The 19424-nt window shown below is 67.2% G+C and carries 22 protein-coding genes and 1 pseudogene; 8 read left to right on the forward strand and 15 right to left on the reverse strand.

The features are described 5' to 3' along the window. Nucleotides 1–31: 31 nt before the first annotated feature. The 3 genes from AB0M45_RS22025 to AB0M45_RS22035 form a co-directional block, all read right to left on the reverse strand. On the reverse strand, nucleotides 32–346 hold the full coding sequence (locus tag AB0M45_RS22025; RefSeq protein ID WP_364332107.1) for a hypothetical protein: 315 nt from the start codon (nucleotides 344–346) through the stop codon (nucleotides 32–34). Nucleotides 347–471: 125 nt separating this feature from the next. Then, nucleotides 472–819 (reverse strand): hypothetical protein, encoded by a 348-nt coding sequence (locus tag AB0M45_RS22030; RefSeq protein WP_364332110.1) that lies wholly within the window; start codon nucleotides 817–819, stop codon nucleotides 472–474. 37 nt (nucleotides 820–856) lie between these two features. Beyond that, on the reverse strand, nucleotides 857–1177 hold the full coding sequence (locus tag AB0M45_RS22035) for a hypothetical protein (protein WP_364332113.1): 321 nt from the start codon (nucleotides 1175–1177) through the stop codon (nucleotides 857–859). Nucleotides 1178–1717: 540 nt separating this feature from the next. Between AB0M45_RS22035 and AB0M45_RS22040 the strand changes: the two genes are divergently transcribed. Further along, entirely contained in the window at nucleotides 1718–2008 is a 291-nt protein-coding gene (locus tag AB0M45_RS22040) for a hypothetical protein (RefSeq protein ID WP_364332116.1), read from the forward strand. A 140-nt stretch (nucleotides 2009–2148) separates the two neighbouring features. Here the strand turns inward: AB0M45_RS22040 and glnA are convergent, their stop codons facing one another. Further along, complete coding sequence (gene glnA, locus AB0M45_RS22045; protein WP_364332119.1) at nucleotides 2149–3585, reverse strand: type I glutamate--ammonia ligase; 1437 nt, start codon at nucleotides 3583–3585, stop codon at nucleotides 2149–2151. Between the two features lie 252 nt (nucleotides 3586–3837). Between glnA and AB0M45_RS22050 the strand changes: the two genes are divergently transcribed. Together AB0M45_RS22050 and AB0M45_RS22055 are read left to right on the forward strand one after the other, a co-directional pair. After that, a complete protein-coding gene (locus tag AB0M45_RS22050) occupies nucleotides 3838–4293 on the forward strand; it encodes an RDD family protein (protein ID WP_364332122.1) in 456 nt (151 codons plus the stop codon). A 53-nt stretch (nucleotides 4294–4346) separates the two neighbouring features. Then, complete coding sequence (locus AB0M45_RS22055; RefSeq protein ID WP_364332125.1) at nucleotides 4347–4763, forward strand: YrdB family protein; 417 nt, start codon at nucleotides 4347–4349, stop codon at nucleotides 4761–4763. Between the two features lie 28 nt (nucleotides 4764–4791). Here AB0M45_RS22055 and AB0M45_RS22060 read toward each other — a convergent pair whose 3' ends face one another. Then, the gene (locus AB0M45_RS22060) at nucleotides 4792–5526 is read right to left on the reverse strand and encodes a DUF4191 domain-containing protein (RefSeq protein ID WP_364332128.1); all 735 of its coding nucleotides are present in this window, start codon (nucleotides 5524–5526) and stop codon (nucleotides 4792–4794) included. 56 nt (nucleotides 5527–5582) lie between these two features. After that, nucleotides 5583–6050 (reverse strand): hypothetical protein, encoded by a 468-nt coding sequence (locus tag AB0M45_RS22065; protein ID WP_364332131.1) that lies wholly within the window; start codon nucleotides 6048–6050, stop codon nucleotides 5583–5585. A gap of 219 nt (nucleotides 6051–6269) precedes the next feature. Here AB0M45_RS22065 and AB0M45_RS22070 point away from each other — a divergent pair, with 219 nt between their 5' ends. Next, complete coding sequence (locus AB0M45_RS22070) at nucleotides 6270–7844, forward strand: serine/threonine-protein kinase (protein ID WP_364332133.1); 1575 nt, start codon at nucleotides 6270–6272, stop codon at nucleotides 7842–7844. On the opposite strand, the gene AB0M45_RS22075 is transcribed toward AB0M45_RS22070, so the two are convergent. Continuing rightward, nucleotides 7815–8618, reverse strand: a complete 804-nt coding sequence (locus tag AB0M45_RS22075; RefSeq protein WP_364332136.1) for a DMT family transporter — start codon at nucleotides 8616–8618, stop codon at nucleotides 7815–7817. The genes AB0M45_RS22070 and AB0M45_RS22075 overlap by 30 nt on opposite strands. Before the next feature lie 123 nt (nucleotides 8619–8741). On the opposite strand from AB0M45_RS22075, the gene AB0M45_RS22080 reads away from it, so the two are divergent. Genes AB0M45_RS22080 through AB0M45_RS22095 form a run of 4 tightly spaced genes read left to right on the forward strand, consistent with a single transcriptional unit; the run spans nucleotide 8742 to nucleotide 13131 of the window. Then, complete coding sequence (locus AB0M45_RS22080; protein WP_364332139.1) at nucleotides 8742–10409, forward strand: CocE/NonD family hydrolase; 1668 nt, start codon at nucleotides 8742–8744, stop codon at nucleotides 10407–10409. Continuing rightward, nucleotides 10406–11776: a M20/M25/M40 family metallo-hydrolase gene (locus AB0M45_RS22085; RefSeq protein ID WP_364332142.1), complete on the forward strand. Its 1371-nt coding sequence runs from the start codon at nucleotides 10406–10408 to the stop codon at nucleotides 11774–11776. Before AB0M45_RS22080 ends, AB0M45_RS22085 begins: the two co-directional genes overlap by 4 nt. Continuing rightward, nucleotides 11773–12669: a lysophospholipase gene (locus AB0M45_RS22090; protein WP_364332150.1), complete on the forward strand. Its 897-nt coding sequence runs from the start codon at nucleotides 11773–11775 to the stop codon at nucleotides 12667–12669. The genes AB0M45_RS22085 and AB0M45_RS22090 overlap by 4 nt, the downstream gene beginning before the upstream one ends. Before the next feature lie 9 nt (nucleotides 12670–12678). Continuing rightward, nucleotides 12679–13131 (forward strand): 6,7-dimethyl-8-ribityllumazine synthase, encoded by a 453-nt coding sequence (locus AB0M45_RS22095; RefSeq protein WP_364332153.1) that lies wholly within the window; start codon nucleotides 12679–12681, stop codon nucleotides 13129–13131. An 11-nt stretch (nucleotides 13132–13142) separates the two neighbouring features. On the opposite strand, the gene AB0M45_RS22100 is transcribed toward AB0M45_RS22095, so the two are convergent. From AB0M45_RS22100 to AB0M45_RS22135, 8 genes and pseudogenes are all read right to left on the reverse strand, one after another. Further along, the gene (locus AB0M45_RS22100; RefSeq protein ID WP_364332156.1) at nucleotides 13143–14045 is read right to left on the reverse strand and encodes a DUF4231 domain-containing protein; all 903 of its coding nucleotides are present in this window, start codon (nucleotides 14043–14045) and stop codon (nucleotides 13143–13145) included. Between the two features lie 31 nt (nucleotides 14046–14076). After that, nucleotides 14077–14769, reverse strand: coding sequence for a class I SAM-dependent methyltransferase (locus tag AB0M45_RS22105; protein WP_364332159.1), 693 nt, complete (start codon nucleotides 14767–14769; stop codon nucleotides 14077–14079). 92 nt (nucleotides 14770–14861) lie between these two features. Beyond that, on the reverse strand, nucleotides 14862–15284 hold the full coding sequence (locus AB0M45_RS22110; RefSeq protein ID WP_364332162.1) for a hypothetical protein: 423 nt from the start codon (nucleotides 15282–15284) through the stop codon (nucleotides 14862–14864). 111 nt (nucleotides 15285–15395) lie between these two features. Next, nucleotides 15396–16337 carry an endonuclease/exonuclease/phosphatase family protein gene (locus AB0M45_RS22115; RefSeq protein WP_364332165.1) on the reverse strand — a complete coding sequence of 314 codons (942 nt, stop codon included), beginning with the start codon at nucleotides 16335–16337 and terminating at the stop codon, nucleotides 15396–15398. Between the two features lie 57 nt (nucleotides 16338–16394). Further along, complete coding sequence (locus AB0M45_RS22120; RefSeq protein ID WP_364332168.1) at nucleotides 16395–16706, reverse strand: antibiotic biosynthesis monooxygenase; 312 nt, start codon at nucleotides 16704–16706, stop codon at nucleotides 16395–16397. 195 nt (nucleotides 16707–16901) lie between these two features. Continuing rightward, nucleotides 16902–17867 (reverse strand): alpha/beta hydrolase family protein, encoded by a 966-nt coding sequence (locus tag AB0M45_RS22125; protein WP_364332171.1) that lies wholly within the window; start codon nucleotides 17865–17867, stop codon nucleotides 16902–16904. A 298-nt stretch (nucleotides 17868–18165) separates the two neighbouring features. Beyond that, nucleotides 18166–18324, reverse strand: a complete 159-nt coding sequence (locus AB0M45_RS22130) for a DUF6508 domain-containing protein (protein WP_364332174.1) — start codon at nucleotides 18322–18324, stop codon at nucleotides 18166–18168. 46 nt (nucleotides 18325–18370) lie between these two features. Next, nucleotides 18371–18697: pseudogene (locus AB0M45_RS22135) on the reverse strand (DUF6508 domain-containing protein); the annotation flags it as partial. Nucleotides 18698–19424: the final 727 nt, after the last annotated feature.

Consider the following 19424-nt stretch of genomic DNA (forward strand, 5'->3'; position numbering starts at 1 on the left):
CCAACCGGACACCCGTCGGACCACCAGCGCCTCACACCTCTGGCGCCGAACGCCGAACCCTCGAGCCGCCTTCGATGTCGGTGTTATCGATCGCACCCGCGGCCGAATACCCGATGTCGCCCTTACGTTGCTGGCGATCCCCCACCCCATTCCAACCGTCGGCACGAGCCGAGAGATACCGCTCGGCCTTCTCCTTGAACCCGTGGGCCGCGTGACCGACATTGGTATAGAAGTTGGTCGAATAATCCGGATTATGTTTCGCCCGCTCGCGAGCAGGGGCTACCTTGAGATGGTCAGCCTTGCTCCGACTACGCATATTTTGCGTATCTTGCCTGAATTCTTTCATATCGACGAACTCTTTCCACTCCGAGCGCTATTTCGATTCTCGCGCATCCCCAACCTTGGGGACAACAAGGGCAAGAGCGTGAGCGGCGCACCGCCCGGCGCCGCGCCGCTCACGCTAGGCCGGAATCAGAAGCGCTCACCGAACTCGGCCTTCTCCATGATGCTGTACTCGGCCTCAGTGGGTAACCCCAACGAGTCGGCGAGACGCGGTAACCCGCCGTTGTACAGCAGCTCCGCACGCCGACCGACCCGGGACTTCAGGTAGGCCAATCGAGCGACTCGAAGAACCTCGCCGGCCAGCCAGTCGTCCGTGTGCTCCCCCACCTCGTCGCCGAGATGGAGACCGACGATCATGCCGCTGCGGTCGCATGCCACGCCAACCGAGTACTCAGGATTGAACACCTCGTAGACGAGGTTGCGCCAATCGGGCGGCGACTCAGCCTCGGCACCATCCGGCGTATCCAGATCCGTCACCGCATCACTCCTGGGGATCGTCGAGCACACCGGCAAGTTACGGCTGCGGCCTCGGCGCCTTGGGCCAGGTCGTCCCCTTGACGGCAATTTCGTGCTGCCGCAGCGCATCCATGGTGCTGTCTCGAATCGCTGCCATGATGTCGGCCACCAACTCCTGCCTGCTAGCAGCGTGCGCGATCGTTCCCGGGGCGATGTACAGATCGGTGAGTCTGCCCATCGCGTCCACTTCCGGAATCACCCGTGTACTGGGGGAAGGCCGCCGGGCGCGGATCCGGTCGATCCGCTCCAGCATGTCATCGACGGTATGTACCAGCGCCCGACCGGATTCCAGCGCCGCTACCGTATACGGATGCATCATGCGGACCCGATCCTCCGCCACGATCGCCGCACCCCCGGCGAACGACGAACCACCCGCCTGGCGACCGGGCAGCGAACTGACATCCCTTGAACAGGCATGCCGGACCGCGCGCTCATCGAACGCACAGTCGGGTTGACACCCAGCTCTTTTCGCATGCCACCTCCTCCCATGGATGATAGATTCCTGGTTCTTCATACTTGCCACAAGCTTCCCAAGCATGAGAAGAAAACGTCGGCCATCCCGCGCCTGCCAGGACCGTGGGCGACGCGCTCGCCAGTAGTGACGCATTGGAATTGCGGGAGATCGTCCGGTATCCCGGCGCATCCGCGGATGCTCGACAGCAACACCCCGTCCGGAGGGCGGAAACTGGCGATCGTCTCACTACACCTGGAACACCGAATGCCGCATCACCGCCGTCACCAACCCGCCCTGCCCAGCGAAGAGATCGTGGAACGGATGGACTCACCGACTATCGCGGCGGAGCGGGTCGGCCGCGCCGCCTTCAGCTGGCATTCAGGTTGCCTGTGCCAGACTCCGCCGATGCGAACCGAATCAGTGGACGTGACCGAGGTCCGAGTGGGAGATGTCATCCGAGATCCGTTCGACGCGGACAACTGGAGGAGGGTGCGGGAACTCGCCTACGACCTGCTTCCGAAAAACGACGGCTCCGGTGGATATTGGGAGCTGTACGCCTTTATCGGCCCCCTTGCCGAGCCACCCGTCGACGTCGGATCGGGCGATCAGCCGGGGTGCGATCGATTCATCTTCCGTGAGGACGAGCGCGTCATACGGAGAGTCGGCTCGCGAATGCCCCGTGGTTTGCCCTGCTGAGTGGTGGGTTCCTTACTCGCTTCCGCGAATATGACGACCTGCTCCGAACGCAGACGAGTCCACCCGCTTCGCGACCAGATGCACTGATCGCGGAACGGATGGACTCGCTGGCTATGCGCAGGTCAGAGCCGGTTGCCGACTTACACGTCGAAGTACAGCTCGAACTCGTACGGGTGCGGGCGCAGGTTCACCGGCGCGATCTCGCTCTCGCGCTTGATGCTGATCCAGGTCTCGATCAGGTCCTCGGTGAAGACGTTGCCTTCGGTGAGGTAGTCGTGGTCCTGCTCGAGGCGGTCGATGACCGAGGCCAGGCTGGTGGGGGCCTGCGGGATGTTCTTGGCCTCCTCCGGCGGGAGCTCGTAGAGGTCCTTGTCGACCGGGGCCATCGGCTCGATCTTCTTCTTGATGCCGTCCAGGCCGGCCATCATCATGGCGGCGAAGGCCAGGTACGGGTTGCCCGAGGAGTCCGGCGCACGGAACTCGAGGCGCTTGGCCTTCGGGTTGTTGCCGGTGACCGGGATGCGGACCGCGGCGGAGCGGTTGCGCTGCGAGTACACCAGGTTGATCGGGGCCTCGTAGCCGGGGACCAGGCGGTGGTAGGAGTTCACCGTCGGGTTGGTGAAGGCCAGCAGCGACGGCGCGTGGTGCAGGATGCCGCCGATGTAGTGGCGTGCCAGGTCCGACAGGCCGCCGTAGCCGGCCTCGTCGTGGAACAGCGGCTTGCCGTCCTTCCACAGCGACTGGTGCACGTGCATGCCCGAGCCGTTGTCACCGAAGAGCGGCTTCGGCATGAAGGTGACGGTCTTGCCTTCCTGCCACGCGGTGTTCTTGACGATGTACTTGAACAGCTGCAGATCGTCGGCCGCGTGCAGCAGGGTGTTGAACCGGTAGTTGATCTCGGCCTGACCGGCGGTGCCGACCTCGTGGTGGCCGCGCTCCAGCTCGAAGCCCGCGTTCTGCAGGTTGGTGGAGATCTTGTCGCGCAGGTCGACGTAGTGGTCGTACGGCGCGACCGGGAAGTATCCGCCCTTGTTGCGGACCTTGTAGCCGCGGTTGCGGGTGCCGTCCGGGTTGAACTCCTTGCCGGTGTTCCAGGAACCCGAGATCGACTCGATCTCGTAGAAGGCGCCGTTCATGCCCGAGTCGTAGCGGATCGAGTCGAAGATGTAGAACTCCGCCTCGGGGCCGAAGTACGCGGTGTCGGCGATGCCGGTCGAGCGCAGGTACTCCTCCGCCTTGCGCGCGACGTTACGCGGGTCGCGGCTGTAGGCCTCCCGGGTGAACGGGTCGTGCACGAAGAAGTTCAGGTTCAGCGTCTTGGCGGCGCGGAACGGATCGACGCGCGCCGTGCTGTAGTCGGGCAGCAGCAGCATGTCCGACTCGTCGATCGACTGGAAGCCACGGACGGAAGAGCCGTCGAACGCTAGCCCTTCCTCGGCGAGGTCGGTGGTGAAGGCCTTCGCCGGGATCGAGAAGTGCTGCTGCACACCGGGAAGATCGCTGAAGCGGATGTCGACGTACTCGATGTCCTCGTCAGCGATGTACTTGATGACCTCGTCGGCCGTGCTGAACGTCACTTGTTCTCCTTACGGATCGGTTCCCAGCCAGTGTCGATTGCATGGGTTCGTCGCGACCAGACGCTATGGATGCCGTGTTTCCCTGTAGTCAAGCCCGTGTTTCGCCGGTGTTACACGTGCGTCTGGGCGGGTGGCGCGTACCACCCGGGCTCGAACAGCATGGTAGTCCTGCCGCTTTGTGCCTCGCGCGCCGACCTGAACTCCGCTTATGCGAAATCGGGCAGCCGATCGCGCGCGCCTATTCTGGGGTCCATGGCACGCATCACCGGCTCCTGGCTCTCCGGACCTCCGGCCGACCCCGGCGATCCGGCAACCCACGAGTTCCCTGGTGAACACCTCGGCCTCCCGAAGACGGGAGCGGGCTCGCTGGCGGGGATGGGCCGCCGGATCGCCGCCCTGTTCGTGGACTGGATGATCGCGCTCGGCATCGCCGCGCTCATCGCGCGCAGCACGTCGGCGTCGAGCCTGACGCTGCTGATCTGGTTCGTCATCGGCGTCGGCGCGGTGACCCTGTTCGGCTTCACGCCGGGGCAGTACTTCCTGCGACTGCGGACCGTACGCATCGACGCGCCGGCGCCGGTCGGCTTCGTCCGTGCGCTCGCCAGGCAGGTGCTGCTGCTGTTCGTGGTGCCGGCGCTGTTCACCGACGCCGACGGCCGCGGTATGCACGACCGGGCGACCGGTACGGCACTGGTGCATTCCCGCTGAGCCGCCCGGCATCGGACCCACCCGCCACCGGGTCACGCCGATAGGCTGCGCCGGTGTCTTTGAATCCGGTGATGCTCGCTGTCCGATTCCTGCTCGAGCTCGTTGCCGTGGCTTCCTTCGGCGTCTTCGGCTGGTGCGCGTTCGAAGGGCTGTGGAAGTTTCTGCTGGCGGTGGCGCTGCCGCTAGTTGCGGCAGTCGTGTGGGCGGCCTTCTCGGTGCCTGGCGACCCGAGCCGTGGCGGGCGGCCGAAGGTTGCCGTGTCCGGCTCGACGCGCCTAGTGATCGAGTTCTCGGTGCTCGGCGGCGGGGCGCTCGCGCTGCAGTCGGCCGGTCTGCCGGGATGGGGTCTGGCGCTCGCGGTGCTGGTGATCGTCTATCACGTCCTCGCCTACGACCGGGTCGTGTGGCTGCTCAACCGTGCTCGAGGCGGCAACCGTACACGCACGAACGACCGTAGGCCCGGGATATAAGAGGCGGTGAGAAGCTTCGGTAAGCCGGTCAGCGCCGACGGATGGTCCGCTGCACGCCGCGCATCTTGGCGCCGGCGGGCATCGGGCCCTTCGGCAGCGCGGGCCCGCTGCGTGCGCTGAGCGCGGACAGCCGGCCTTCGATGAGATCCATGCGCTTGGTGTCGATATTGCGGGGCAGCTTGGTCAGGTAGCGCTGCAGGTCCTTGATCGGAACCTGGCCCTCGTCGTTGCCGATGATGACGTCGTAGATCGGGGTGTCGCCGATCAGCCGGGCGGTGCGCTTCTTCTCCTGGGCCAGCAGCGATTTCACCCGCTGCGGCGCGCCCTCGGCGACCAGCACCACGCCCGGCAGGCCGATCACGCGGTGCACCGCGTCCAGCTGTGTGGTGGCGGCGACGCCGTTGCTCACCCGCCACTTGCCCTGCAAGTTGTCCAGCACCCAGGCCGCGGCGCCCGCCTGGCCCTCGGCCTTGCGGTAGACGCTCTTCTGCACCCGGCGGCCGAAGATGATGAACGCGACCAGCGCGCCGAGCACCACGCCGAGCGGCACCAGGAACCAGGTCAGCCCGAAGATCAGGCCGATCACGACGGCGACGGCAGTGCTGCCGACCACGGCGCCGATCATCAGTGGCAGCAGCAGCTTGTCTTCCTTGCGCTGCATCTGGAACGCCTGCCACAGTTGCCTGCGGCGTTCTCGCGACTGCTGCTTGCGGGCCGCTTTCGCCGCGGCCTTCGCTTCCTTGGTGGGCTTACCTGCTGCCATGTCTCTCAGAATAGTGCCCAGGTAGTCGCGGCTATGCCGTGGGAGCGCGGGGTCGATCAATTCCAGCCGCGGCGGGCGATCGACCCGAGCACGGTGAGATCCAGATCACCGGACGCCTCGGTCCAGCCCATCGCGCGCAGTTCCACGGGATCGGCCACGCCCAGGGCATCGCGCAGCCCGACGGCGACCGAGCGGGCGAACTCGAGCAGGCTGTTCGGCGCGATCGGCCAGAACAGGGTTCTGGTCCAGTTGCCCGCGTCGCGCCGCGGCGGCTCATGCCAGCCGAGTGCGCGCAACTCCTGCGCGGCGGCATCCGGTATCGGTTGACTCAAGTAATCGTTTCCAGCCAGCTCAGCGGACAGTTTGATGTCGTACTGAACGAATTGGACAAAGCGATTGCCCGGCGCGGCGATGATCAGCGTCGCACGCGAGGGCAGCTCCGACAGACACAGCGCCAGCGCTTGCACGAACCCGGCCCAGTCCGCGGTCACCGCCTCGCTCATTCTTCCCCCGGGCTTCAGCATTGGCCTGATCATACGCCGACCCGCTTGCGACAACAGGCTGATTACATTGCGCCCCTGGCTGGTTCGCACATGCCATAGCTATATCGAATAGCTCGGCGCGCACGCAATTCCACGGCCTGGACCTGCGGTGTCCCGGTCGATCACCCTTCGGAGCGGCGCACACCGAGCGTTGGGCGCACCAGTCGTTTTGCGGCGAACCGCGGACGATACGGTCAGGGTATGTCCGTGCGGAGTACCAGCGGTTCGTTCGGGAACTATTCCCTCGAACGGCTGCTGGGTCGTGGCGGTATGGGGGATGTGTGGTTGGCGCGCGACCGTACCGGCAGAGCCGTTGCACTGAAGGTGTTGTCTGCGGCGTATTCCGCTGACCCACGCTATCGGCAGCGCTTCGAGCGGGAAGCGCGGTCGGGGGCCAGGGTGCGCAACCCGCACATCGTGCCGATTCGTGCTTTCGGCGAGGTCGACGGGCATCTGTTCTTGGAGATGGCGTACATCGAGGGAGTCGACCTGGCCACGCGGCTGCGGTCGGGTGTTCTGGCGCCTGGCCGGGCCGTCGAGATCATTTCCCAGGCGGCCGAGGCGCTGGATGCCGCACATGCGGAAGGGCTTGTGCACCGGGATGTGAAGCCGGGCAATATTCTCGAGCACACCAGCGGCTTCGTGTATCTGATCGACTTCGGTATCGCCCGCGCGGCCGATGGCACCGCGCTCACCGCCACGGGGCAGGTGGTGGGCACATTGGGCTACATGGCGCCGGAGCGCTTCACCGGCACCGTCGATGCCCGATCCGACGTCTATTCGCTGGCCTGCGTGCTCTACGAAACCCTCACCGGGCAGCTGCCCTACGGCGACTGCGACCCGGCACAGCAGATGCGTGCACACCTGATGTCCGCGCCCCCGCGCGCGTCGCGGGCTGCCCGCGATGTCCCGCCCGCGCTCGACAGCGTCATCGCCCGCGGCATGGCCAAGGAACCGGGCGCACGCTACGCCAGCGCGGGAGAATTCGCCGAGGCGGCGCGTGGAGCCTTGGGGCTGCCCGCGCCGGTGCAACCGGCCCCACCGGTCCTGGACTCCGCGGCATCGCACGGTGGACCACCGACCCGCGTCATGACCATCGCCGACTTGCCGCCGACCTCGGCGGCGCCCGCGCCGGAATCGCATGCTGCTTCGCGGGGAAAGGCCGCGCTGCGTCGGTGGGCACCGGTCGCCGCCGGGGCAGCGCTCGTAGCCGTGACGGCACTGTGGCTGCTGGGCGGCATCGGGTCGGATCCCGTTCCGAACACGTCCACACGCGAGGCACCCGCGACGGCCTGGACCGGTCCCCCGCTGACCTCGGATGGCGCGCAGCCCGCAGACGCGGACCGAGGGGTGCGCGACGGGAACTTCGCTTTCATCGTGACCGATGTGGTTTCCGACGCCCACGCCACCGGTCCGGTGACCACAGGCGGTACCTACACCATCGTGACGCTGACGGTCACCAACGTGTCCGACGGCAGACAAGCTTTCACCTTCGCCGATCAGCGCTTGGTCACCGCCGACGGCCGCGCCGTCGCCCCCGACGCTGCGGCCACCGCCGAACTCGACCCGTCCGGCAATGACTTCGACCAGATCGATCCCGGCCGCACCAGCATCATCCGGCTGGCCTTCGACCTCTCCGGCGACGACAAGAAGAACGAGAAGAAGAAGGACGACAAGAAGGAGGACAAGAAGGACGACCGCGCAGCCGCCGTCCCGAGCCACTTGGTCCTGCACGGCAGTCCGTCCTCACCCGGCGTGACACTGCCGATCCGCTAGCCTGCCGCTCCCGGCGACGACCCGTCCGGCGAGCGTCCCGGCATGTCGCCGGCCTGCGGCACGCCTGTGGTCGTGCCCGCCGCTGGCGCCGCGCGCGAGCCCGTCGGCGGGCCCGGTTCCGGCGTTGTCTGCGACGGTTCCCCGCACGGCCTCGCCAAGGGGGTCCGTGCACTGCTCGCCCTGCCTCCGGCCCAGCGCTGCGGCTCGTGCGGCCGCGGAACGGTTTCCGTGGTCGGCGACGGTCGACGGCATGCTGGCGCGGGCCGATCGGGACGCACCGAACAGCAGGACGATCGTGACGATCACACCGGCGCCCGCCTCCGGCAGAAACTGGGTGTTCACCGCGGACTGCGCGGAAACGCCCTGCGCGACAAGCAGAATCAGGCCCGCGCACACCGCCGTCGTCCCGGCCCGGTCCCGCGCGAGCAACCTGCGACCACGCCGCACGGCTGCCAGCGGCAATGCGAAGAGCAATTGCACGACCAGCAGCGCCTGCACCACAGCTATGCCGCCGAAACGCAGCGCGACCGCGTGCACGGCGAACCCCGCGACGTTCGCGCCCTGACCGGCCAGCCAGCGGTGGTCGGTGATCACACGGCGGGCGATCGTGGCGATCAGCAGGAACCGTCCCTGCCCGGAATCGGTGGCCGCCTGCCGCGCCGCGCCCTGTTGCAGCGCCGCTGACACCGCGAACAGGAACGCGGCCAGCAGCGCCAGGGTGACCGTCGCGACGGCGTCGACCGACCCGGCACCGAGTTCATTCGCCGCTGGCACGGTGCCGATGCTGGTCCAGCTGGATGAACACAGGATGGCGTCCGCTCGGCGCGCGGACGACGGCTCGGCCGACTACCCCGGTTCCGGGGGCTGGACGACCGCCCGGGCAAACTCGATAGTCCAATGGTGACCGAACGACCCGTCCTACTGCGCGCCCTGTGCGGGGTGCTGCTCCTGCTCGGAGCCGTCACCCCGGTTACGGCGAACGCCGAACCGCTCCGGGTGCCCTACCAGTGGAAGCAGGCGTTCATCGACAGCAAGGACGGCACCCGGCTGCACGCCGACATCCTGCGCCCAGCGGGTATATCCGAGGACACCCGCACTCCGGTCGTCCTCACCGTCAGCCCGTACCGCGCGCATCTGGCGTACCTGAGCGACCCACGCCTGACCGGTGGCCCGTCCACCGACAACCTCAGCGCCGACCTGTTCCTGGCCGCGGGTTACACCTACGTCATCGTGGACCTGCGCGGGTTCGGCGGCTCCAACGGCTGCCCGGATTTCGGCGGCCCGGGCGAGCGCGCGGATGTCGCGGCCGCGGTGGAGTGGGCGGCCGGGCAGCCGTGGTCCACCGGGAAGGTGGGCATGTTCGGCGTCTCCTACGAGGGATGGACCGGGCTGATGGGCCTGGCCGGCAAGCCGGAGGGCCTCGCGGCGGTCGCCGCGTTCGAGCCGGTCGTCGACCCGTACTCGTACCTGTACATGCAGGGCATTTCCTGGAAGTTCTCGGGGAAGCCCATCACCGAGAGCGGCGTGCGCCCAGCCGATTCCGCCGGTCTGGAACATCTGCTCATCGCGTCCACGCCGCCGCGGCCGGAGGACAGCGGCGAGTACCGGTCCAACGCAACGCAATTGCCGTGGCAGTGCTATCAGCACTACCTGACCGAAATCGGCGATCACGACCCCGGTACCGCCTTCTGGCGGGATCGTGATCTCGTCGCGCCCCTGCGCGGCAACACGATTCCGCTGTTTCTCGGTCAAGGTTTCGTCGACTACAACACCCGGGCCTACCGGGTGTTCGACCTGTGGAACGGTCTCGGCCCCGGTGCGCACCGGGCTTGGTTCGGTCAGTGGGGCCACCGCACCTGCCACGACAAATGCGGCACGCCGCACTTCGACACCGAACTGCTCGCATTCTTCGACAAGCACGTGGCGGGCCGCGACGTCGAGATTCCCGGACCGCGGATCACCGTCGGCCAGTTCGACGGCCGCTGGCGCGCGGAAACCGCGTGGCCGCCCGCCGACGCGCAGCGGGTCCCGGTCGAGCTGCGTCCCGGCCGCTACACCGACCGCGGCCTGGTTCCCGGACCCGACCGCGAGTTCTGGTCGGTGTCCGCGCCACTGGCGCAGGACCAGCACCTGTCCGGCATCCCGACCGCGACACTGCGCCTGAGCGGCCCGCCCACCGCGACCGTGGCCGTCGAGCTCTACGACATCGCGCCCGACCTACGCGCCACCGTCATCACCCGCGGCATCGCCCCCGTCTCCGACACCGCGGAGGTCCGGTTGCTCGCCCAGGATTGGCCCATTCCGGCCGGACACCGGATCGGCGTGCGCATCATCGACGTAGTCGACGACGTGTGGTCGCACTCTCCCGCCTTCGCCCCGGTCACCGTCGCCGCGGCGAATGTCGAGCTGCCGCTGTTGACCGGCACGCGGCAGCCGGACCTGACCGGCGGCCTCACCGAGGGCATCGTGAAGTGGCGAAACGAGAAGACGATCGCCCTCGATCCCGGCATGTTGAACAATGCAACGGTGTCCATGAATGTGCCGGATCGGACCGGTGCCCGATGACGGAACCCGTCGACGACCTCACCGCTGAACGCCTCGCCGCCGCGCTGCGGTGCGCGACCGTGTCCACCGACGACCCGCTCGACGCCGACAACGCCGCATTCGAGTGTCTCGACGCCCACCTCGAACAGTCCTTCCCGCGGGTGCACGCCGAACTCGAACTCCAACGGTTCGGCCACAGCAGGCTGTACCGGTGGGCGGGCAGCGAACCCGGCCGGGTCGCCGCGATCCTGCTCGCGCACCAGGACGTGGTGCCGGTGGACGACCCACCGCGCTGGACCCATCCGCCGTTCGCGGGCGTGGTCGACGACGAATACATTTGGGGCCGCGGCGCGATCGATGACAAGAGCCGCGTGCTGGCCATCCTGGAGGCGGTCGAGTCGTCCCTCGCGGCGGGCTTGCGGCCCCGGCACACGGTGTATCTGGCGTTCGGGCACGACGAGGAGGTCTTCGGAGGGTACGGCGCCGAGCGCATGGCCGAGCATCTGCGGCAGGCGGGCGTGCACGCCGACCTACTGCTCGACGAAGGCGGTGTGATCACCGCGGGCGTCGTCGACGGCGTGCGGCAACCGGTGGCCACGATCATGCTCGGTGAGAAGGGCTACGCGACCGTCCGGTTGTCGGTCACCGAGGTGGGCGGGCATTCGTCCATGCCGGGCAAGCAGACCGCGGTCGGCCGGATCGCGCGAGCGGTGGGCCGGATCCAAGATCATCCGATGCCGCTGCGCCTGACGCCGGTGATCGCGGACATGCTGGCCAGGTTACGGGAGGTCCTGCCGCAGCCGCGCCGGCGCCTGCTCGGTCTCGCGGGCGTCGCCGCGCCGGTGATCACCCGCGTGATGGCGGCCCGGCCGCAGACCGAGGCACTGGTGCGCACCACCGCCGCCCCCACGGTGATCCGCGGCGGGGTGCGGGCGAACGTGCTGCCGCAGCACGCCGAGGCGTTGGTGAACTTCCGCATCCTGCCGGGCGACTCGGTGGCGGCGGTGCTGGCGCACTGCCGGAAGGTGGTGCGGGACAGGGGTATCCGGTTCGAATTGGTGGGAATGTCGGCGGAACCCTCGCACATCACCGGCCCCGGTCCCGCGTTCGACGTGATCGCGGACCTCGCTCGCGCCGTCGTTCCGGGAATAGCGGTGACCACCGGCATCGTTCCGGGCGCGACCGACTCCAGGCACTACGACGATCTGGCGGCCACCCGGTGCAACTTCGCCCCGATCGTGCTGAACGAGGGCGACCTGGCCTCGATTCACGGAACCGACGAGCGCCTTTCCCGGGTCAACTACGCTCGACTCATCGAGTTCAACCGGCGGCTGATCGAGCATTTCGCGGCGACCAGCGTGCCACTGACGTCAGGAGCCGATGCATGACGACCGAGCCGACGGCGCGCGACGCCACGCCGACCGAGCCGCCCGTCGCGCCCGCGATTCGCACCGAGTCGGGCGAGTTCGAGGGCGTCGGCAGCGGGGTGGCATGGCGCGCGTGGCTGCCCGACGGCCCGGCGCGTGGCGTAATCGTCCTGGTGCACGGCGTGGCCGAGCACTCCGGCCGCTACGCTCACGTCGGTCAGCGCCTGGTCGGCGCCGGTTTCGCGGTCTACGCGCTGGACCATATCGGCCACGGCAAGTCGGCGGGCGGCAAGGCCAACATCGGCTCGATGGAGGGCGCGGCCGACAACGTCGCCGCCATGCTGTCCATCGCGGGCCGGGAGCAGCCCGGCGTGCCGCGCTTCCTGCTCGCGCATTCGATGGGCAGCCTGATCGTCCTGTATCTGGCCACCAGGGCGCCGATCGATGTGGCGGGCATCGTGCTGTCCGCGCCGCCGCTGGACATTCCGGTGGGCAACCCGCTGCAGCGCATGCTCGCGCCGGTACTGAGCCGGTTCACTCCGAATCTCGGTGTGCTGAAACTGGATTCGTCGCAGATCAGCCGTGATCCGGCGGTGGTCGCGGCCTACGACAACGATCCGCTGGTCTACCGGGGGATGCTGCCCGCCCGCACCGGCGCCGAGATGCTGAACGCGACCAACACGGTCAAGACTCGACTGGCGAAGCTGACCGTGCCGCTGCTGGTGCTGCACGGCACCGCCGACGCGATCGCCGCACCGTCCAGCTCGGATCTCATCGAGCGGGGCGCGGGCGCGAAGGACCTCACGGTGATTCGCTACGAAGGTCTCTACCACGAGGTGTTCAACGAGCCCGAGCAGGAGAAGGTGCTCGATGACGTGGTCGGCTGGCTGGAAGCGCACGTTACCGGCCAGTAGTATCCCGGCATGGGAACTACCGGATCCATCGCGTTCATCCGTGCCAGCTGGCACAGCTCGATCGTCGGCAAGGCGTACAAGGGCTTCCTCGCCGAATACACCGATCTCGGCTTCGATCCCGCCACCGTCGACGTGTACGAGGTGCCGGGCGCCTTCGAGATCCCGCTGCACGCCAAGCGTCTCGCACACTCCGGCCGGTACGCGGCGATCGTGGCGTCCGCCTTGGTCGTGGACGGCGGAATCTACCGGCACGATTTCGTCGCGTCGGCGGTGATCGACGGGCTGATGCGGGTCCAGCTGGACACCGACGTGCCGGTGTTCTCGGTCGTGCTCACGCCGCACCACTTCCACGAGCACAGCGAGCACGTCACATACTTCACCGAGCACTTCCTCACCAAGGGCGCCGAAGCGGCCCGCGCCTTGGCGGGCACGCTCAGCTCGCTGCGGTCCCTTCCGGTGTAGCGACCAGCGGGTCAGTTGCCGCCGGAGCCGGAACTGTTCTCCTCTCCCCACTTGGCCATCCACGCCTGATTCTGTACGGAGATGACGTTCTCGCACTCGACGATCAATTCCGACGGGGCCAAAGATGTCGCGTTGGCGGCGGTGCGCTGGTCGGCGAGGCGACGCAGCTCGGCGGCGGTGCGGCTGTATTCGATCCACAGCATTTCGTAGCGTTCGGCGGCGGCATGGGCTGCGACCGTCCCGGCCGCGGTCGTCGCCACCGAGGCCCAGGCCCCGATATTCGGCGACACCGCGGCGACGGAAGCGAGCGCCGCGGCCACCAGCGCCAGCGTCACCTCGATCGCCTTGAACATCCGCACGCGCCGGCGCATCAGCCGAGCTCTCGGCTCGTAATAGTGCTCCAACTGCGACCGGCGCACCCGCAGACGCACATACGAGTCCACGTCGTCGACCGCTGGCAGCGGGCGTACCGTCGCCGTGACGTCATCGGTGTAGCGCTGCAAATCGCCCGCTTCCCGTTCCAGCCGTTGCACTTCGGCTTCCAACCGTTGGTCCCGGTCGTCTCCGGCATAGCCCCCAGCCGAGGTCAGGAACAAATACACTTCACTCTTTATCGCCTCGGATACCGACCGCGCTCGGGTCCATTCGCGGACGTTGCGAACACTGTGGCGGCTACCCGATACACCGACGGCGGCCATCATCACGGCGCCCGCCACGGCAGCGGTGACCGCGGCGGGCTCGTTCACCGGCCCCAGTTGGCTTCCTGCCAGAGCGAGCCCGGCCCCCATCACCGTTGCCCCTAGGCGCAATCGGTGCGCACGATGTTGCCCCGACTTCAAATTATCGGCGGTCTTCGACCACACGTTCTGCCGCTGCCACGCCCATTCAGCTGCGGTGTGCCGGGAGGCGATCATGAAACACAGCGTGCCACAAGAAATCCTCGGATCAGCCCAGATGAGCCGACAGCAGCCAGGCCGGAACCGATTTGCGGCCGCCCGGCTCGTCGCGCATGCCCTCGAACCGGAAACCCACGTCCGCGGGCAACTCCGCAGGCAGGTTGCCATGGATTCGCGCCGGCCTGATCTCATCGATCACCCAGTACTTCGACACCACCTCGTGAAGCTCGTCGGCGGTGACCGGCGAAGGCCCCGGTTGCGGCGCTTCGGGCAGGGCGGCCCGGTCGAACACCAGCGCGAAATACGACGCGCCCGGCGCGGCGGCGCGCACGATCGACCGCTGATAGCCCTCCCGCGACTCGACCGGGATCGAATGGAACAACGTGCTGTCGACGATGGTGCCGAAGCGGCCGTCATAACCGCTGAACGAGGTGATGTCGGCGACCTCGAAAGAGGCGTTGGCCAGGCCGCGCCTGGCGGCCTCGGCGCGGGCCAGCTCGACCGCGGTCGGCGACAGATCCAGTCCAACGGTGGTGAAGCCGCGCTCGGCCAGATACAGCGATATCGCCGCCTCCCCGCATCCGGCATCGAGGACATCGCCATGGAATTTGCCCTGCTCGATCAGGGCGGCGAGTTCCGGCTGTGGCTCTCCGATACTCCACGGCGGTTTGACGCCCGGCCCGAACGGGCCGCCTTTGCCTCGGTAGATTTCTTCGAATTCGAAATCATGAGGGGTAGTCATCACCAACGAATATCAGGGAACCTGACACATGTTCGGGACGTGGCCCGCGACGCGCTCGGACTGCTCCGGGGCCGATACGCTCGGCCTGGCCTTCAGTTCGTTTCCAGGCAGCGTTTCATCCTCGCGTCGACGTAAGCGATGAGGCATTGCAGCGGCCAGCGACCGTCGTCCATCAGCTCGAATGTGTCGACACGGTCGCGCATATCCCACAAGAGGCTGTCGATCTCTTGAAGATCGTTCACGGTCAGGTCGCCACGCTGAGTTTCGGCCAACGCCGATAGCAGTTCTCGATCGATTTCGGCCAGTTCACCCCGCAGCCATTGCGTTCGCCCGAGGACGGCGTCGTGGCTCTTCAGCTCGAGGTAGTCGAACAAGTTTCGCAACGGACTCTGCTCGATCGTGTCCGGAGGCGGAAACGGAATCCTGTCCCGAACGGCATCGAGCTGACGCCGAACGTCGCGGGCGCCGGCTACCGAGAACTCCTCGCTGAGATAGGCCGACAGCCCGAGCAGCAATCGCTCGATGTTGTCCATGCTCGCCCCCTGCCCATGGAAGACGTTGTCGCCGACCACCATACCGGCTTCGCGGAGCTGGCGCCCGGAGCTCCGATAGGTGCCAGCCGCCGGTCAGTGCAGCTGGATTCGGGCGATGAGGGCGCGATGGTCGGAACCGGGGACGGTGAGACTGTGCAGGTCTTCGGCGGTGGCGTCGGCCAGCAGGATGTGGTCGATGCCGATCACCGGGCCCCAGCGTCGGTCTTCCGGATAGGTGGGCAGCAGGCCCGCGCCGGTCTGGTCGGCGGCCGAGACGAAGCGGCCGCGTAGCAGGTCGCGGTAGGCCGTGTGATCGCGGGTCGCGTTGAAGTCGGCGCCCACGATGGCCGGGCCGCGGTGCGCGTCGAGGATTTCGCGAGTCTTGCGCATCTCCGCGGTCCAGGCGGGGGAATCGAACGGCGGCGGAACCGGATGGAAGGCGAAGACGGTGATCGGCCCGCGTTGCGGGTGATCCATCGTCGCGGAGACGTTGTTCAGGATGTAGCCGTCGTACTTCTTGTTGTCCCGCAACGGATACCGGCTGTAGATGCCGGTGCCGCCACCGCCGCCACCGGGTTCGGTGTAGCGGTAGGGCAACTCGTCGAGCAGGCCCGCGCCCGCCAGGCTCTCGACCGCCGCGTCGGTCAACTCCTCCACGGTCAGCACGTCGACCCGGTTGTCCCGTACCGCGCGGACCACGGCGGCCGGATCCGCCCTGCCGAACAGCAAATTCGATTGCATGACCGTTATCCGCGGGCCGATCGCGGCACGCCCTTCCGGTACGAACGCGGGTACCAACGTCCACAGCACCGCAACGGCCAGCGCTGCGGCCACGGCCGCACTGCGCCACCCGCGCGCGACCAGCATCAGCACCAGACCGACGACCGCCGCGATCATCAGGTACGACGCCCCCGACGCGAGCAACACCAGTCCTCGCCGCTCCCACGCTCCGAAATGCAGCACGATCCCGACGGCGCCCACAGCTACAGCGCACCACCCCGCCCCGAGCAATGCCCGGTCTATCCATTTACGCATGCGGCCGAGCCTAGGCAATGCCGGACCATCGCCGCCACGAAAGCGCCGCTCCGAATTTTACTGCTGATCGACCAACCCTGCGCTTCCGGCTAGTTCGCCTACGACCTCGTAGATCGCGGTGTTGGGCGTCGCGTGGGTGCGAGCCGCGTCTGTCGCGGCGGTTATGGTCGAGTTCTGCGCGGCGGCTTGCCAAGCCACCACGCTGTCCCAGTGGGCGATGTTGATCAGCCGGAAGCGAGCCTCCGGGGTAACCGCGCGGTGCAGGCGTACATCGCGGAAACCGGCAGCCGACCGCATGAGACGGGCACGGTCGCTCCATCCGACGGCGAAACCGTCTACCGCGTCGGGGGAAATCTCGAAGATGTTCATGAAGGTGACGCCGGGGCCATCGGGCTGCCGATCTGTTGGCGGTCGGAAGTCGTACAACGTCTCGTAGAGCGCTGTGCTGGCGCGGATATCGGCGGGGTCAAGCGTGCTGGGCTCCGCTGTCGCGAATCTCGCACTGACGTGCCGGCGGGCCAGGCGTGGCCTACTATTCGGTGCTCCCGACGAGAGCTTCCAGTCCTATCGAACGCCAAGACCTGCTTGCAGGGTCGGCCAGGATTTGGGCAATGCGGCCTTCCAGTACGGCCACGAGTGGACGCCGACGGCGGCGTAGTCGATCGAGAGGTCGGCGCCGAAGAGTTTCATCGCGGGCGCGATGGCGACGGTGCAGTCATGCGAGACGTGTTCGATCTCGTTCGCCCGCAGCGGGTCGTTGGGCCAGGACCAGTTATCGTCGAACGGGGCATCGTTGGGGCCGGGCACGCCGGTGGCGGCGTACAGGTGGACCGGTTTACCGCGCAGCGCGTCGAGGTGTTTGCTCGGATCGTGCGCGTCCCACTCCGGATTGCCCGCGGTACCCCACATGTTGTCCGGGTTGCCGCCTTTCGCTTGGACCACGGGGCGCACCGAGAGTTGCCCGAGACCGTCGGTCGAGTAGCAGCCGCTGAAGGCTGCCAGGGCCCGGAACATGTCGGGGTGCCGCACGGCCAGAATGGCCGCCGCTCCCGCTCCCATCGAAAGTCCGCCCACGGCGTAGACCCCGTTGCCTTTCAGCTCGCGGTCGATCAGCGGCGGCAGCTCCGAGGTGAGAAACGTCTCCCACTTCTGGTGCCCGAGCTTGGGGTCGTCCTTCAACCAGTCGGTGTAATAGGTGCCCCCGCCGCCGACGGGCATCACCACATTGACCGGCTTGTCGGCGAAGAACTCCTTGGCGCCGCCGCGCAGGGTCCAGGTGCTTCTCGGCTGGGCTTCCGACGCCCCGTTTCCGTCCAGCAGTAGCAAGGTCGGCCGGGATGGCGCCTGGTTCGCCGGCACCAGCACGTCGAGGTGAATGGTCCGCTTCATCGCAGGGGAGCGGACGTACATCTGCCATTGCTGCGCAGAGGTGCGCTCGATCCGCTCGACGACGGCCTCCGCGTTGGCTTGTGGGGCCGCGACGAACAGCGATGCGACGGCGACCACTGCGGCTGCGGCAACCGAACCCATGTGCCGGAATCCCCGGCGCCCTCGCAACACCGACATGCGCAAAACCACAGTACGAACCCCATCGACATGTGACCCCCGTCGGAGGCCGTGAAGTTTTGCGCCAACAGTGCCATGGAACTTCTCAACCCCCACGACTGGGAAAGTGAGTGCCGGGACGGGGCCGATCCCCTGCCGACGCGGCAGCACTACGGAGAGCAGCTCGGCCGCACTGCTACCAGGTGTCGTCCCGGTCTTCTTGCAATCGCTGGAGAGCAGCGTCGTTCCAAGCTGTGAATGGTCGAGGTGGCTGGCGGCTGGATCAGTGGTTCGGCTGCTGCTGATACCAGATGCGCAGCCGCTGCAGGGCGGCGGGCAAGGTGCCGTCTCGCAGCGCTGCGAGGATTGCGCCGTCGCAGAAGCGCTCGGCGCGGACCACGGCAGTGAGCATCCGGGCGGCGTCGGCGACCGGGGCCGGCATCCAGTCCGTGACCGCCCGGATAGGCGGTCACGAGGTCCCATTTCATCCACGGACAGCCGACGATCGCATCGACGTCGTAGAGGGCGCTGGTCATTCGATAGATGGCGACGCTGTAGTCGACGTGGGGCATCGACAGGGAGCCGTCGGAGTTCTGGAATCTCCAGGTTGCTTGGGATTCCGGGGTTTCGGTGAGGACTTCGTCGACTGCGGACCATAGCCGGTGCCACGCTTCCGGCGGTGCGGAACGGAGGGCGCTTTCGATGGCGGGATTGTCGTTCGGGTCGGGAGTCGACCTGATGGTGCAGACCTGGGGCGAGCACCTGCGGCATGGCACCTGGCGGACTTGGCGGCTTACCGCCGCGAATACGGACATGCCGATCCACCCCAAAGATTAGCGACACCAGAGGGATTCCGGCTCGGTGCCTGGTCGGCCGATGCCGAGCGGACTACCGCCGCGGCCGCCTGGCCGCCGACCAGATCAGCGAACTGCGGGCGCTCGGTGTCACGCAGACGTCAGCACCCGGCAGCGGCGCGGCAGGCAGTGAACATTCGACGGGATAGCTGTCCCCACGGCCGCCGACTGCCCGGCAGTACCTCGGGCACCGCAGCTATGACGTAGCGCACACGCAGGGCGGCGCACCGAGTGAACCGATGGCCGCGACAGTTCACGGGCATGCCCGCGCACCTGCTGAAGAGTTCATTTTTCAATCCCTTGAGGTGAGGCGCTCCTTTCGCTTGTCATCCCACAGGCCATGGCCCCGCCGACCCACTTCCGCCCGAGCCCAGGGGCCGAGTGCTCGCAACGCTCGCTCAAATCTTTGCACAATGGGTGCGCTGAACGTACCGGCCGCTCCGATCGACCGCTTGGCTGGAAGCCTGCCCGCAGTTGCGGAATTGCGGTTCCAGCCGACGGCGCGACGACGGATCTTCAAGGGATCGTAAAGTTTTCGATTGATGTGCCGAGAAAACGATCATGTTAATCTATTCGTTATCTACGTCTGTTTCAATGGTTCCCATCCAGTCCGACTCTGACTAAAAGTGTCTCGTTTTGCGACGCGTAATTATGAGTATTATGACTACAGTGCCGGTAGGCGGCGCCA

The organism is Nocardia sp. NPDC051787, from assembly GCF_040681325.1.
Classification (GTDB): domain Bacteria; phylum Actinomycetota; class Actinomycetes; order Mycobacteriales; family Mycobacteriaceae; genus Nocardia.